This window comes from Pandoraea anapnoica, from assembly GCF_902459765.1.
GTDB lineage: Bacteria > Pseudomonadota > Gammaproteobacteria > Burkholderiales > Burkholderiaceae > Pandoraea > Pandoraea anapnoica.
The window spans coordinates 394,840-409,278 of record NZ_CABPSP010000003.1; the positions used below are offsets into that span (position 1 = coordinate 394,840).

Here is a 14,439-nt window from a genome sequence, read left to right on the forward strand (position 1 = left end):
ATGCCGTCCGCCCCCTGACCATGACAACCCAACTCGCCTACCTCGCCGCGCTCGGTGCCGCCCTCTGCTGGGCTTGCAGCGGCATGATCGCCATCACGCCTGTCCGTCAGGCCGGTTCGTTCCCCTTCAACTACGCTCGCATGCTGCTGGTCTTCGCGATGCTGCTATTCGCACTCGCGGTGCTGCGTGGCTGGCCGTCGCTGTCGCTTGAGCAGTGGTTGCGGCTCACAGCGTCGGGGCTGATCGGCATTCTCGTGGGCGACACGATTCTCTACACGTCGCTCGGACGTCTTGGGCCGCGACGCAACTCCATCGTCTTCGCAACCAATGCACCGATGACGGCCGTGCTCGGTTACTTCTGGCTAGGCGAAGCGCTGGGCTGGCGGGCGGTCGTGGGCGTTGCGCTGGTAACGGCCGGGGTAGCACTCGCCATCGCCTTCGGCGGCCGTCGGGAAGACGCGAATCACTGGGAGTCGGTACGAGGCGATGTGCGCGTGGGTGTCGCCATTGGGTTGACAGCGGCGCTGTGTCACTCGATCGGGACGCTTATCGCCAAGCCCGTGATGGCGGCTGGCGTGGACCCCGTGGGGGCGTCGGCGGTGCGTGTTGGCGTGTCGGCACTCGGGCTGACGATCCTCGCGGCACGACGCGGAAGAGGCATCTTCTCGGACTTTACGCCGGGCACACTGGCGCTCACGGCGGCGTCCGGCTTCGTCGGCGTGGCCGTCGGCATGACGTTGCTGCTGTATGGCATGGGGCATGGCAACACGGGCGTCATCGCGACGCTCTCGGCGACCACGCCGGTGATGGTGTTGCCGCTGCTGTGGATTCGCACGCGGCAGCGTCCGGCAGCGGGCGCCTGGTGGGGCGCGCTGATCGCCAGCGCCGGGGTGGCGCTGATATTTAACCGCTGAGGTTGATGGCGCGCGCCCGAAGCGCCTGAAACGGCTTAGCGTGTGACGGGCGTTTGTAGTGCGTCGGCGCTCTGATGCGACGATTCGGTGCCGAGCGTCGGTACCTGAACGTCCTGAGAGGGCGCGGGGCGCGGTACGCTCGGCGTGAGCAGGCGTCGCAACCAGGCGGCGATGCGCTCGAAGACACCCGGATCGTCGTTGAACAATTCGGGACGCAGCACGCCCAGATACTCCAGAATCTGATCCGCTTCCTGAGCACCGACCGAGCCGTAAATGACGGCGAGATCGAGTAGCGCGCGCAGTTCGCCGAGCTTTTCGCGGGCTTGTAGCGAGCGGGCGGTTTCGACGGCGCGCTTTGCTTCGAACACACGTTCGCGCAGCACCGAGGCGGTGCGCCATGCGGGCGTCTGCAACGTGGCCTCCAGCGTTCGCAGGTCCTGCGCCGACGTCACGATCTGACCGGCGAGCGATTCCACGATGCGCTCCTCGCCCTTCGCTTCCCTCACGATGCCTTCGGCCCAGCGACTGGCCTGACGCGCCATGTCTTCGCGCGACCATTCCGGGCGCGAGACGAAATAGAACCCGTGCTGGCGCGCCTGATTCAGGATGATCGAGACGACGTCCGGAAACTGCTTGTCGAACGTGCGCTTGGCCCACGCGTAGTGGCCGCCCGCGAGCAGTTGGGCGACGGCGGCTTCGGTGAGCGGCACGGTGCTGTCGAGCAGGCGGGCGCGCAGGAAGTCGTCGAAGGGCGGCGGCGTGAAATGACGGTCGACGGCAGCGGAGATGCGCACGAAGGCGTCGAAATCCTTTTGCAGATCGGCCAGCGCGCTGTCGGAGAGCGTAAGGGCGATGCGGCTCATCGTGACCGGCTCCCGGTCGAGGCGATAGCGTGTCCGTCCCACGCGAGCGAAGTCGCGTCGGCCGGCCGAGCGTCGGTGCGAGTGCCCGTGTGAGTGAGGCGAGTCACAGGCGGTGCCGCCGGAGCCCGTGCCACGTGCATCCCCATTGCGCGTGAAGTCATGTGCAGCGATTCGTATCAACGGTGCGCTGCGGTCATGGCCGTGCGCTGTGAGATGGGCTGTCCCGCCGGGCGTTTGTCACGTCCGTGGCGGGCAGCATGAGTCTGCATGCATCAACGGCACAACGGCGCAAAAACTTTAGCCTCCGGACGCATTTTCTTTCAACGCCTTGTGGAGACGGTCCCCGGATCACTCGCCGTTGGCAGGACGCAGCAGATAGACGGCGAAGCGCGAGCGGGCGTCGAGCCAGACGCGCTCGATATCCCAGCCAGCGGAGTTCGCCAGTGCGCGGAACTCCGTCTGTCCATATTTGTAGGAGTTCTCAGTATGGATGGACTCGCCTGCCAAGAAATCGAAGCGATGGCCGAGGACGTTGGCCGAGAATGCGCGCTGTGCGACCAGATGCATCTCGATACGGCTGGCCTTCGCATTGAAGCGGGCTTCGTGACGGAAGGCATCCAGTGGCAGATCGCCGTCGAGTTCGCGGTTGATGCGCACGAGCACGTTCAGATCGAACTGCGCCGTCACCCCGCGCGCGTCGTCGTACGCGGGCAACAGCACGGCGGGATCCTTGCACGCGTCCACGCCGACGACCATGCGCCGGTGCGGTCCGAGCATCTTGCCGACATGGGCAAGGAAGGCGGCCGCTTGTCCGGGCGCGAAGTTGCCGATCGTCGAGCCGGGGAAGAAGCCGAGGCGCGGCCCTTGCGTGTTGTGCAGCTGTGGCGGTAGGTGGAACGGGCGGGTGAAGTCGGCGCGCACCGGCAGCATCGGAATGCCGGGACAGCGGCGCGCGAGTGTGGCGACGGCGTCGTCCAGAAAGTCGTCGGCAATGTCGACGGGCACGTACGCGCGTGGGGTCACGAGGGCATCGAGCAGCAGCGGTGTCTTGCGGCTCGACCCGCTGCCGAACTCCACGACGACGGCGTTCGGTCCGACGACATCGGCAATGGCGGCGGAGCACTCGCCGAGCAGGGCGGTTTCGGTGCGCGTCTGGTAATACTCGTCGAGGCCTGTGATCTCTTCGAAGAGTTCGCTGCCGCGCTGGTCGTACAGCCAGACGCTGGGCAACGTTTTCGGCGTGTGGCCGAGACCGGCGAGCACGTCGGTGGCAAAGGCGTTTTCCGGCAATGACGGGCAAACGAACGCCGTGGCTTGTTGGGATTGCGTAGCTTGCAACATCAGCGGTCCTCCGCGAGCCTCAGGCCGCAGAACTGCCAGCGCTGATGCGGGTAGAAGAAGTTACGGTACGTGGCGCGTGCGTGTCCCGGCGGCGTGGCGAGCGACCCGCCGCGCAGCACGAACTGTCCGCACATGAACTTGCCGTTGTACTCGCCGACGGCTCCCGATGCCGTCCGGAATCCCGGGTACGCGACGTATGGACTGGCCGTCCATTGCCATACCGGGCCAAAGCGTTGCTCCATCGTGGGTTGCATCGGTGACGCAATGTTGCCAGTGCCGCTCGCCGCCACCTCCCATTCTTGTTCTGTCGGCAGACGCTTGCCTGCCCAGCGCGCGAAGGCGTCCGCTTCGAAATAGCTCACGTGTTGCACGGGCGCGTCGTCGTCGACGGGCTGCATGCCTGCGAGCGTCATCGACTGCCATTCGCCGTCGTGCAACTCCCAGTAAAGCGGATGTGCCCAGCCTTCGCGCTGCACCGTCGCCCAGCCATCCGAGAGCCAGAGTCCGGCCATGCGGTAGCCGCCGTCTTCGATGAAGTCGCGCCATTCGCCGTTCGTCACGACGCGCGACGCAATCGCGAACGGTCGCACCAGCACGTCGTGCGCGGGCGTCTCGCAATCGAAAGCAAAGTGGCCTCCCGAACGGCTGTCGTCACCCGGATGCCCGATGCTGTGCTGTCCGCCGCGGTGCTCGATCCATTGCAGCGGTGCACTCGCGTGAAGTGCTGCCGATGGCGGACGATGGGCGGGACGCAACGGATTCTGCGCGAAGAGATGCAGCAGGTCGGTGTGCATCAACTCCTGATGCTGCTCCTCGTGATGCAGGCCGAGCGTGATGAGTGCGACGGTGTCGGGCGCGAGATCGGGCTGTTGCAATAGCGTGTGCATGGCAACGTCGACATGGCGGCGATAGGCGAGCACTTCGTCGAGCGTGGGGCGGGTGAGCAGCCCGCGCTGCGGACGCGGATGACGCGGGCCTGCGGCTTCGTAATACGAGTTGAAGAGGTAGGCGAAGCGGGGATCGTAAGGACGGTAACGGGGTCCGGGTCGCCCGGACGGGGCGCTCGCCTCGCTCAGCAGAAACGTCTCGAAAAACCAGGTGGTGTGGGCCAGATGCCACTTGATGGGGCTCGCGTCCGGCATCGACTGCACGGTGGCGTCGGCGTCCGAGAGGCCTTGGGCGAAAGCGACGGACGCGGCTCGCACGGCATCGAAGCGAGCGTGCAGGGACGTGACGGGCGACGTGTTCGGCGAGGCCGTCTGCGCATTGGCGGACGGCCCATCGCGTGCGGTCCGCGAGGGGGCGACGTTGGGGGAGGTGCCTGAGGGCGCCTCGGCTTGCGACGTACAACAGGGGACGGTCATAGGAAATACCCGGGGACACACCGTGTTGTGAAACGTGCTGCCTATTGTAGACCCGTTGCCGGGGCGTCATGTACCCCCAGTTTGGGGCCAGTATGTGACGGTTCGTAACGACGGTTGACGCTGGCGGCCGACTTCCTCCATCGCCTTGTGCCATAAGCCTCGGTGGTGCGTCAGACGATGCCTACATCAACCAGCCGGTGAGGCCGAGCAGGCTGCCTGCGGCGATGAGCCACAGCGGATTCCAGCGGGTACGCAGGGTGATGACGACCGCGACGAGTGTCACGAGTGCGCGCGCCACGTTGATGTCGACTTCCCGGGCGAGCAGCGCGCTGCTGGCGGCGAGCAGACCGACGGTGATCGGCGCGAGGCCAGCGCGTACGGCGCGGACCCAGGGCGAGTGCTCGTGACGGTCCACCCATCCGCCGACCAGATACGCGAGGAGCGAACTCGGGGCACATTTGGCGAGCGTGGCGGTGAATGCGCCGGGCAGCCCGGCGGCTTGCAGGCCGATCAGGGTGACGGCCATGCCGTTGGGGCCGGGCGCGGCCTGCGCGAGCGAGAAGAAGGTGACGAACTGGGCGTCGGTAATCCAGTGCCGGGTGTCGACGGCGTAGCGATGGATGTCGGCGAGCGTGACATTGGTGCCACCGACGGCGAGCAGCGACCAGAGCGAGCCATGCAGGAACAGATCGATGAGCGTGGTCATGATGGTCAGGGCGTAGCGTCGCCTTGATGACGTTGCCGGTCGAGCTTGTCGAGCCGCTCAAGTCGATAGGCACTCAGGATCGCGCATGGGCCGAGCACGCCGAGGACCAGTAACAGCGGCAGTCCGAAAACGAAACTGCCTAGAAAGGTCGCGGCGGCGAACGCGAGTGTCGTCCAGTGGCGCTTCAACCCGGCGAGCAGACGCACCGACGTCGCAATCACCAGACCTGTCGCCGCAGGCATCAGGCCGGAGAGCAGATGCTGGACGAGGGGCGTTTGTCCCCATTTGGCGTAGGCGAAGCCGATCAGGATGATGACGATGGTCGGACAGAAGTACAGACCTGAGACGGCAGCGGCCGCGCCTCGGGGGCCTTGAAAGCGACGGCCGAGGACGGTGGCGATATTCGCGACGTTGGGGCCGGGCAGGAGTTGCGCGAGCGGGAGCAATTCAGCGAATTCGCGGTCGGTGAGCCAGCGGCGCTGGTCGACGAGCATGCGACGTGCCCACGGCAGGACACCGCCGAAGCCGGTCGCGCCGACGGTGCCGAAGGCGAGTGCAAGATCCCAGCAGGTGGGGCGTTCGGCGGGGTTGGGGGTGATGGAGTCGGGGGCTGGCGGCGCCGGGTGTGAGGCGTCGGACGGCGGGGAGGCGTGGGATGTCACGATTGTCCGTTGCCGGGGGGATGGTTGTGGCCTTGAAGCGGGCTGTGGAATTCGTGTTCGAGGCGCACGACTTCCTGAGCGACGAGTGCGATGGCGTTACGGATTTCCATGAGCGCGGTGTAGAGGGCTTGCGCGTTCTGGGGGGAATGCATGGCGACGTCGCGGGCGGCGGTTTCGATGGCGTCGAGCGACAAGGCGATGCGGTCGAGATTCTCCAGCATGGGGCGATCTCCGTTGACGCGCACATTGCGTGCATACCCCCATGATACCCAACTGACGTATCTCGGTGGGGGATGTTAGAATGCGTGCCCTTGCCGGGGTGATGAAATTGGTAAACATAGCGGACTTAAAATCCGCCGCCTTCGGGCTTGCCGGTTCAAGTCCGGTCCCCGGTACCAACAGGGCCTTGAGCCCACTCAAACTATTGACGCAGACCCTGTTCTTGTATGGGTTTGCGTGATGTCCCTGCTTTCCAACGTTCTGCCAAACGTAGTCGGAAGCCGCCATTTGCATGACTCACGGTGCCGGTTTTGCAACCTATTCGCGCCATGAACGAATGGCACCGGCCCGCTAAGAGGTTTACGTCTGCATTGTCCTGATTTTTCTATCGAAATATTAAGTCTGCACTTGTCGGGGCTTTTCAAAAGCTATCCCCCGGGATCAAATCTCGACTAATATTCCTCAGCGGGTTCGTGTCTGGTAGATTCCTACGTATTCCAAAAAAATGGAGCGCCGATGCCGAGGGGAGATTGGGCAGCATTCAAGGCTACGTGGATCATAAATTGGGCTTTGGTTGTGGCGGACTTTGTTTGGGGGCGACATATAGGTTTGGTTGTCGGATTAACTGAAGTATGTTGGGTTGTCTCTCGAGGCTGCCTCGGCCTGCTAATTGCGTCGGGGCTACTCTTCGCGTCAGGGAATTTAAAAATAAGCGGGACGGCACGCGGTCGATTTTATCGTGACGCAGCATTAGGGATTCTCTGGATCACTAGTCTGGCTGTATTCACGTGCGGCGCGACAGTGCTGCAGTATTTGTCGGTTTCCTGGGGCGCTTCGGATGTTGCGGACGTACTAGTATCCGTCGACGAAACATTCGGAATTCACTGGCCTCGCATTTACGCCGCTGTCCATGCAAGAGAGTGGCTGGATATCGTGCTAGGAGCGGCTTACGATTCGCTGTTCTTGCAGATGGCTTTGATGCCGTTTGCGCTAATCATCGCGGGGAAAGTCGAACATTACGCAGAGTTCGTCGTTCAGTTCATGACGGCCGCGTTGATCGTTGTGGTCATTGCAACACCGTTTCCTGCCGAGAGCGCCTTTACTCATTTCCATGTCCCGGATGTGAGCGCCACCGCATCTGTCTCCGATTTCAGCGATTTCCGTTCGGGGAAGATGCGAGAACTGTCATTTGGCACGATGCAAGGTCTCGTCTCGTTTCCCTCATTCCATGCGGTCTTAGCCGTTCTTATTCCGTATGCGATGCGACGAGTTAAGCATCTTTTTCTCTTGTTTCTCCCCTTGAACGTTTTAATGCTGGCCTCTACACCAGTGCGTGGCGGCCACTACTTGACCGACGTCGCTGGTGGCCTTGCAGTGGCCGTCGTTTCAATTTGGATAGCATCGCGGCTGTTGGGCGATCGATCATGGAGCGAACCTGGGGCTGTGGTTGCCACTGACGGGCGGTCTCAGGTCGCGCGTGAGGCTTAGGCTGTTTGGCATTCTTCCTGCCGAGCCTCAATTTTTTGCGCCGTTCTTGCACTTGTGCTGGGGGGTGAATGCTTCGAGGCGCAGCGATTTCTATCGGCCTGATGGTTTCGATTACCGGGTGCGTCAGTCGGCTGGAAACGGGATGGGTGAGTCCTCCACAATGCAGCGAACCTCGTCCCGTCTACACAAAGGCAAGACTCCACCGATCCCCGTTAATGCCAAACCCGCTCGTCAGCTATGTGGTCGACGAGCATGCCGGTGTGCGAGATGTCGTTCTCAAACAATCGTCCGGTTCGGATGCCCTCGATGAGGCGGCGCTCACTGCGGTGATAGACATAAGCTGCACCCGACCGGCGATGGATCATAGTGGCTACGCGTGGCCCTACGCCATCACGACCGAAGTCAAATTCGGGTTTCGATAGCGTTGCCGCACCCGAAGCCTCGGGCATCGCGCAACCTGCGCATTCTGCCCGGGCTTCGGCTTTCTTCAGATCTGCTGCTGACCACCATCGACGAACAACTCAGTACCGTTCACGAAGCTGGCGTCGTCCGACGCAAGGAACAGGGCGGCGCTGGCGATTTCCGTCGCCTCGCCGAGGCGCGCCAGCGGGATCTGCGCGGCAAGGTAGTCGGCCAGCCCTTGACGTTGCGCGGCGTCGTCGCCTGCGAGATCGAGCAGGCCGGGGGTGCGGGTCGCGCCCGGGCTGATCGTGTTCACGCGGATGCGGCGCGACTTCAGGTCGAGAATCCAGCTACGGGCGAACGCACGCACCGCCGCCTTCGAAGCTGAGTACACACTGAACGCTGCGGTCCCCGAGCTGCCAGCCGTCGAGCCTGTCAGGATCACCGACGCGCCGTCCGCCAGTAGCGGCAGCGCCTTCTGCACCGTGAACAGCACGGCCTTCACGTTGCGGTCGAACGTCTCGTCGTAGTGTGCCTCGGTGATGTCGCCGAGCGCGAGCATCGAGCCGCCGCCCGCATTCGCAAACAACACGTCGAGACGGCCGTGCGCTTCGCCGATTTGCGCGTAGAGCGAATCGAGTTCTTCCAGCTTCGTAGAGTCGATGCGAAGACCGGTGGCCTTGCCGCCGACTTCACGGATCGATGCGACGGCCGCATCGAGTTCGGCCTGACGACGTCCGGTCAGATAAACGTGCGCACCTTCCGCAGCAAAGCGTTGTGCCGTAGCCAGGCCTATGCCGCTGGTGGCACCCGTGACGAGTGCGATCTTGTTGTCGAGTTTGCGTGCCATGGTGTTGCTCCTTCGTTCGATTCAGTGTGTTGGTTGGGCCGGTGTCCGGCATTCGCAGCGCGTTGTCGGCTGCGATGTGATGAGAATATCGACGCGCAGATGTTTTCGAAATAGAATCAATTGCAAATCAACGTTGCAAATTTGAAATGATGAGTGATCGTGTCGAAACTGCCTGATTTCGAAGGACTCGCGATGTTTGCCAAGGTCGCGGAGGAAGGGTCTTTCGCGGCTGCGGCGCGCGAGATGGGGGTGTCTGTCGCCACCGTGTCGCGCGGCGTTGCGCGTCTGGAAGACCGTTTAGGCGCCCGGTTGCTCAACCGCACGTCACGCCAACTGGCGCTGACCGAGTTCGGCAGGACGTTGTGCGAGAAAGCTGGCGAGATCTACCGGCAGGCTGAGGCGGCGGAGGGCGCCGCACGTGAGATGTCGGTGCAGCCTCGCGGGCTGGTGCGACTTGCGGTGCCGATGGCGTTCGGGTTGCGCTGGGTCGCGCCGCTAATGCCGGGGTTCTTTCGGCGGTATCCGGAAGTTCAGGTTGACCTGCATCTGGCCGATTCCACCGTCGATCTGGTGGCGGATGGATTCGATGCGGCGCTGCGTATTGCCGCGCTGCCGGATTCGTCGCTGGTCGCGCGGCGCTTGTGCGCGGTGACGCAATTCGTCGTTGCATCGCCGACGTATCTGAAGCGCGAAGGCCGACCGGCACATCCACGCGAGTTGGTGGATCGGCCTTGCATGTCGTACGCCTACCGTGCGCGCAGCGACGTCTGGCGCTTTACCAACGACCGGGGAGATGAAGAAATGGTGACGCCAGTCGGGCCGCTGCGCGTGACCAATTCCGATGCGCTGCTGCCGATGCTGCTTGAAGGACTCGCCATCTCCGAGTTACCGGAGTTCATCGCCGCCGAATATCTGAGCGATGGGCGACTCGAAGCGATTCTCACCGGCTGGTCGTTGACGAAAGGGGGGCTGTACTTCGTTACGCCGTCGGCACGCGCACGGCCTGCGAAGGTCAGCGCATTGTCGGACTACTTTGCCGAGCATCTGAGTGAGCCGAAGTGGCGCTGGCCACGCGGATGACTGTATTCCGCCAGGCGCGTCTGGTCCCGGTATCAACCGCGCTCTAAGCAATCAAATTCACACCACAAAAATGAAGAAAACAATCGTCGCTTTGTTTGCGATTCCAACGCTGCTGCAAGCATCACCGACGTTCGCCGATATTGCGAATGGTAAAAATCTGTACACCCAGCGATGTGCCATGTGCCACGGCGTCGATATCAAAGGATCCGGGCCGTTAGCCAACAAGAGCAATCCACCCACGCCTGACCTGACAACCGCTGCATTCAAGAAGCGGCTCCGGGACTATCCGGGCGTGATCGTCTCATCGGTCATTCTTCGCCCGAATGGCGATCTGATACCAAAAACGCTGCGCGAAAACGGGGTGAAGCTGGCACCGTACGCGTGGCGTGTTCAGGATTTTCGCGATCTGCATCAATACATGACCGGCGTGATCTCGAACGGGCGATGAGCGTCCCACCCCGCCTCAGGATTAAAATCCTCTCATCTCGACGCGAGGTCTGCCATGCCGCACTCACCGAACGACGCTCATGATCATGGGCATCACCACGGGCACGCTCACTCACACAGCCACGCCGCGCACAGTCACGCCGGACATAGCCACACCAGTGGCGTTACCGATCAGAAGCGGATCGGAATCGCATTCGTCATCATTGCGATCTTCATGGTCGTCGAGGTCGTCGGCGGTTTGTTGTCCGGCTCGCTCGCGCTGCTGGCCGACGCCGGGCACATGGTCAGCGACGCCGCAGCGCTTGCCTTCAGTTGGATCGCGATTCACTACGGAAAACGTCCCGCGACGTTGCAACTGACCTACGGGTACAAACGTCTCGAAGTCCTGGCTGCATTCGTGAACGGCTGCGCGCTTTTCGTCATCGCGGCATGGATCGTGATCGAAGCGATACGACGCTTCGCCGCGCCGGTGCCGGTCGTCGGCATGACCATGCTGATTGTCGCGTTCGCCGGACTGCTCGCCAATATTGCCGCCTTCATGGTCCTGCACGGGGGCAATCGAGAAAACCTCAACATGCGCGGCGCGTGGCTGCACGTGATGGGCGACATGCTTGGTTCGGCGGCGGCCATCGTCGCGGCTGCGGTGATTCTTCTCACGGGCTGGACATCCATCGATCCGATACTGTCGATCGTTGTCGCCGTGATCATCCTGAAAAGCGCGTGGGGCATCGTAAAGTCCTCCGCGCATATCCTGCTCGAAGGCACACCCGATTCGCTCAACCCGACGGAGATCAAAGCGGATCTGGAGACGACCGTGGTGGAAGTGCAGGGTGTGCATCACATTCACGCGTGGTCGATCACCGGCGAGCGCCACATGATCACGCTGCACGCCGTGCCCGCGCCCGGGGTGAGTGCGCGCGACGCCATGGCCGCCGTGCAGCAGCGTCTCGCTACACGCTTCAACGTCGAGCACGCCACGATTCAGATCGAAGACGCGGCATGTGCCGATGGCCACAGCGGTGCGGATTGCGACGGTGCATCAGCCACTTCGTCCTCATCGTCCCCATCGCCTGCCAAGTCCTCCCACGAGGATCACGGCCACTCGCACTGATCGAAACAATGCGGGGCAGCGACCCGAGCGCGCTTTACGCTGCGCGCGGACCTGCAATGCCCCCAGCGTTTTCCGTGACGTCTGTTACCACTTGTACGTCACACCGACTTTCACGATCGGGTAGAACTTGAGCTTGTTGGCCTTGTCCTGAAGCTGCTGACGCTGGTCGTCGACAGTAGCCTGTCCGACGATAGCCGTGATCAGAGGCGGCACGTCGAGTTCGACGGTCGGCTTGCCGTAGGCGACACCGGCGTCGAACGACATCGACCAGCCCGGCGTGGCCAGCGGGCTATGACCGAAGCCGATACCGACATACGGTCGCACGGTCGGCAACTTGATGCGCCCGTTCACCGATTGGCCTGCGGTCGAATACGCGACGCCCCGATAGACGTACGTGCTTTGCACCGCATGGCCGACGAGATCGACATGGTCGTTGCCGACCAGCATCCCTGCCGTCAGACGGAAAGGAACCGTCGCGGGTGCGGGGAAGAAGTCGGCGTAGACGCCCCCGTGAACGAATCGCGCCTTGCCGTCGTAGCGAACCTGACCCGCCGTGAAGCTATGCGACAGCGCCAGACCGTTCACATCGGCGCGCACCCCAAGGTGATTCGTCACCCCGACACCTACGCCAATGCCGAGACCTTCCGTACCTACCGCGCCATACGCCTCGATGGCTTGCGCGTGCGATGCACATGCGAGCATCGCCACGGCAAAAGCCATTGCCTTGCAATTCATGTTGCTTAACTTTCAAAATGAGTGAGACGGACGTCGAGGAGGCGGTGTTTATCGGCGACCGTCGTCCGACGGTGCAACACGTTGACGTGCCTGCGATGATCGATGGACAGACTTCACTACTTCCCCGGCGTGATCTTGCGTCCCTGTTTCAGGTGACGTTCTGATTTTGTGGCGCGATCCTAGCATGCTGTCCATGACAGTCTGATTGGCTGTGAGGATACGTTGTGGGGGTGCAACATGGCCGTTCGGGACTGCGTCACTCATGCGTGTTGTGCCAGCATCGGTGACGCAGTCCAAAGACGCTTACTGAAGAAACTCGGTAATCGCCGTCATCGTCGCGTCCGGTTGCTCTTCCATCAGCCAATGTCCGGCATTCGGTATGACTGCGCTTTTGACGTTGGTCGCGGCAGCACTCGCGACTGTCGCCATCATCGTGGCAAAAGACTTCTCGCCGCCGATGGCCAGCACCGGCATGGGGAGCGGTCCTTTGGCGAGGTAGGCCTTGTTGTCGATGGCGTCCTGATCGAAGGCGTGAAATTGCTCGAAGCCGGAATGCATCGCACCGGGCAGGGCATAGAAGCGCGTGTAATGCCGACGCGACGCTTCATCGAAATGCTTCGGATCTGCCGAAAACTCATTCCAGAAGCGGTCGAGGTAAATGCGTTCGCGTCCTTTCACGAGACGCTCCATATCGGGGCCGCCAAACCGGAAGTGCCAAAGCAGTGGATTCTTCAGGATGTCTTCCCACGGGCCGACGCCGGGAATCGGCGCGTCCATCAGCACCAGCTTCGTCACGCGGTCGGGCTGCTCGGCGGCAAAGGCATACGCCACCATATTGCCGATGTCGTGCGCGACGACATCCACTTTGCCAATCTTGAGCGTATCCAGAACGCCTGCGATATCTCGCGCTTCGTTCTTCTTGTCGTAACCGTTCGCCGGATGGTCGGACAAGCCCATGCCGCGGAGATCGGGTACGACGACGGTGTGGGTCTTCGCCAGCCGTGCAGCCAACGGTGCCCACATGTCGCCCGTCTCTCCGAAACCATGCAGCAGCACGACCGCCGGTCCGTGCCCGCCGACGCGCACGTAGATCTTCGCGCCGTTGGTGGCGATGGTCTGCTGTTTGAATTCAGGGGGAAACGAGAATTTGTCGGCGAACGCCGGTAAGGCATGGAGGGACGCAAGCAACAACACAAATGAAAGCAACTTTCGCATTTCTGACTCCCGTGGATGGATCGGATCGATCTGCTGCAGGTGCGGGTAGTGCCAGTGGTGCCAGTGGTGCCAGTGGTGCCGATGATGCGGATGGCGCGGATGTTCTCACACTTTATTTTGATTGTGCGAAGTCCGCGCCGGTAGCGGGTCGCCACGGGGTTTCTTTTCCAATGGATGGAATAAGTCGCGGTCCTTCGGCGTTATGTGAGTGAGACGGCGCTCGCAACCCCGCTCTCGATCCCCCCAAACGAACTGGAAATGACTATGTCCAACACGCTCCTGTCCCGCCGTCAGATGCTCGCCAGCGGTTCGCTCGGCGGCGCCGCACTCGTCATGTCGAATCTTGGTTTTGCCCAGACGCCTTCGCAGAAGACCACCAAGCCGCAAAGCAAGACGCTCGACGAGTCGGCGCTGCTCGCCTATCTGGGCGCCTCGCCGCAATCGCTGCCGAATCTGCCCTACGCGCAGGACGCGCTGGAGCCCGTGATCTCGGCGCGCACCGTCGGCATTCACTACGGCAAGCATCACCAGGCGTACTTCACGAATCTGCACAAGTTACTCGCCGACACGCCGCTCGCCACCGCAACGCTCGAACAGCTCATCCTGAAGTCGCACGGCCGCGAGGATATGGAGGACGTCTTCAACAACGCCGCACAAGCGTGGAATCACAACTTCTACTGGAAGTCGCTCAGCCCCGTGCAAACCTCGCCGGACGAGCGCCTCACCCGTGCCATCGTCGGCAAGTTCGGTTCGTTGGAGGCGCTGTCGAAGCAATTGCTGTCGGTCAGCGCGTCGCAGTTCGGTAGCGGCTGGGGATGGCTCGTCGTCGACAAGGGCGAACTGGCTGTCGTGAAGACGGGTAACGCCGAGACGCCGTTCACACGCAGCGGACAACTGCCGTTGCTGACGGTCGATGTCTGGGAGCATGCGTATTACCTCGACTACCAGAATCGCCGTCCCGACTATCTGGCGGAGACGATTGCGAAGAAGTTGAACTGGACTTTCGCATCGGCCAACTACGCGCGGATCTGAGACCGGTTTT

General features: G+C 62.4%; 15 protein-coding genes and 1 tRNA gene. 7 read left to right on the forward strand and 9 right to left on the reverse strand.

Translation table 11 applies throughout. The annotated features are described in order from the left end of the window. The first annotated feature begins 20 nt into the window (after positions 1–20). Positions 21–914 carry a DMT family transporter gene (locus PAN31117_RS07455; RefSeq protein WP_150737610.1) on the forward strand — a complete coding sequence of 298 codons (894 nt, stop codon included), beginning with the start codon at positions 21–23 and terminating at the stop codon, positions 912–914. A gap of 35 nt (positions 915–949) precedes the next feature. On the opposite strand, the gene PAN31117_RS07460 is transcribed toward PAN31117_RS07455, so the two are convergent. From PAN31117_RS07460 to PAN31117_RS07485, 6 genes are all read right to left on the reverse strand, one after another. Then, positions 950–1,777: a DUF4088 family protein gene (locus PAN31117_RS07460; RefSeq protein ID WP_150737611.1), complete on the reverse strand. Its 828-nt coding sequence runs from the start codon at positions 1,775–1,777 to the stop codon at positions 950–952. Positions 1,778–2,125: 348 nt separating this feature from the next. Continuing rightward, entirely contained in the window at positions 2,126–3,118 is a 993-nt protein-coding gene (gene egtD / locus PAN31117_RS07465; protein WP_150737612.1) for an L-histidine N(alpha)-methyltransferase, read from the reverse strand. Beyond that, positions 3,118–4,482, reverse strand: a complete 1,365-nt coding sequence (gene egtB / locus PAN31117_RS07470) for an ergothioneine biosynthesis protein EgtB (RefSeq protein ID WP_150737613.1) — start codon at positions 4,480–4,482, stop codon at positions 3,118–3,120. Before egtB ends, egtD begins: the two co-directional genes overlap by 1 nt. A 181-nt stretch (positions 4,483–4,663) precedes the next feature. Next, positions 4,664–5,188, reverse strand: a complete 525-nt coding sequence (locus PAN31117_RS07475) for a chromate transporter (protein ID WP_246188951.1) — start codon at positions 5,186–5,188, stop codon at positions 4,664–4,666. Positions 5,189–5,193: 5 nt separating this feature from the next. Further along, positions 5,194–5,850: a chromate transporter gene (locus tag PAN31117_RS07480; protein ID WP_246188952.1), complete on the reverse strand. Its 657-nt coding sequence runs from the start codon at positions 5,848–5,850 to the stop codon at positions 5,194–5,196. Beyond that, positions 5,847–6,071 carry a hypothetical protein gene (locus tag PAN31117_RS07485; RefSeq protein ID WP_150737615.1) on the reverse strand — a complete coding sequence of 75 codons (225 nt, stop codon included), beginning with the start codon at positions 6,069–6,071 and terminating at the stop codon, positions 5,847–5,849. The genes PAN31117_RS07480 and PAN31117_RS07485 overlap by 4 nt, the downstream gene beginning before the upstream one ends. A gap of 92 nt (positions 6,072–6,163) precedes the next feature. Between PAN31117_RS07485 and PAN31117_RS07490 the strand changes: the two genes are divergently transcribed. Both PAN31117_RS07490 and PAN31117_RS07495 read left to right on the forward strand, forming a co-directional pair. Beyond that, positions 6,164–6,248 (forward strand) — tRNA-Leu (locus PAN31117_RS07490). Between the two features lie 622 nt (positions 6,249–6,870). After that, positions 6,871–7,557 carry a phosphatase PAP2 family protein gene (locus tag PAN31117_RS07495; protein ID WP_174990861.1) on the forward strand — a complete coding sequence of 229 codons (687 nt, stop codon included), beginning with the start codon at positions 6,871–6,873 and terminating at the stop codon, positions 7,555–7,557. A 487-nt stretch (positions 7,558–8,044) separates the two neighbouring features. On the opposite strand, the gene PAN31117_RS07500 is transcribed toward PAN31117_RS07495, so the two are convergent. Then, positions 8,045–8,809 (reverse strand): SDR family NAD(P)-dependent oxidoreductase, encoded by a 765-nt coding sequence (locus PAN31117_RS07500; RefSeq protein WP_150737617.1) that lies wholly within the window; start codon positions 8,807–8,809, stop codon positions 8,045–8,047. Positions 8,810–8,968: 159 nt separating this feature from the next. Between PAN31117_RS07500 and PAN31117_RS07505 the strand changes: the two genes are divergently transcribed. The 3 genes from PAN31117_RS07505 (at position 8,969) to PAN31117_RS07515 (ending at position 11,447) form a co-directional block, all read left to right on the forward strand. Next, a complete protein-coding gene (locus PAN31117_RS07505; protein ID WP_150737618.1) occupies positions 8,969–9,889 on the forward strand; it encodes a LysR family transcriptional regulator in 921 nt (306 codons plus the stop codon). 70 nt (positions 9,890–9,959) lie between these two features. Then, the gene (locus PAN31117_RS07510; protein WP_150737619.1) at positions 9,960–10,337 is read left to right on the forward strand and encodes a cytochrome c; all 378 of its coding nucleotides are present in this window, start codon (positions 9,960–9,962) and stop codon (positions 10,335–10,337) included. A 54-nt stretch (positions 10,338–10,391) separates the two neighbouring features. After that, positions 10,392–11,447: a cation diffusion facilitator family transporter gene (locus tag PAN31117_RS07515; protein WP_150737620.1), complete on the forward strand. Its 1,056-nt coding sequence runs from the start codon at positions 10,392–10,394 to the stop codon at positions 11,445–11,447. Between the two features lie 84 nt (positions 11,448–11,531). Here PAN31117_RS07515 and PAN31117_RS07520 read toward each other — a convergent pair whose 3' ends face one another. After that, positions 11,532–12,167, reverse strand: a complete 636-nt coding sequence (locus tag PAN31117_RS07520) for a hypothetical protein (protein ID WP_246188953.1) — start codon at positions 12,165–12,167, stop codon at positions 11,532–11,534. 318 nt (positions 12,168–12,485) lie between these two features. Continuing rightward, a complete protein-coding gene (locus PAN31117_RS07525) occupies positions 12,486–13,397 on the reverse strand; it encodes an alpha/beta fold hydrolase (protein ID WP_150737622.1) in 912 nt (303 codons plus the stop codon). A gap of 411 nt (positions 13,398–13,808) precedes the next feature. Here PAN31117_RS07525 and PAN31117_RS07530 point away from each other — a divergent pair, with 411 nt between their 5' ends. Continuing rightward, positions 13,809–14,429 carry a superoxide dismutase gene (locus tag PAN31117_RS07530; protein ID WP_370855736.1) on the forward strand — a complete coding sequence of 207 codons (621 nt, stop codon included), beginning with the start codon at positions 13,809–13,811 and terminating at the stop codon, positions 14,427–14,429. Positions 14,430–14,439: the final 10 nt, after the last annotated feature.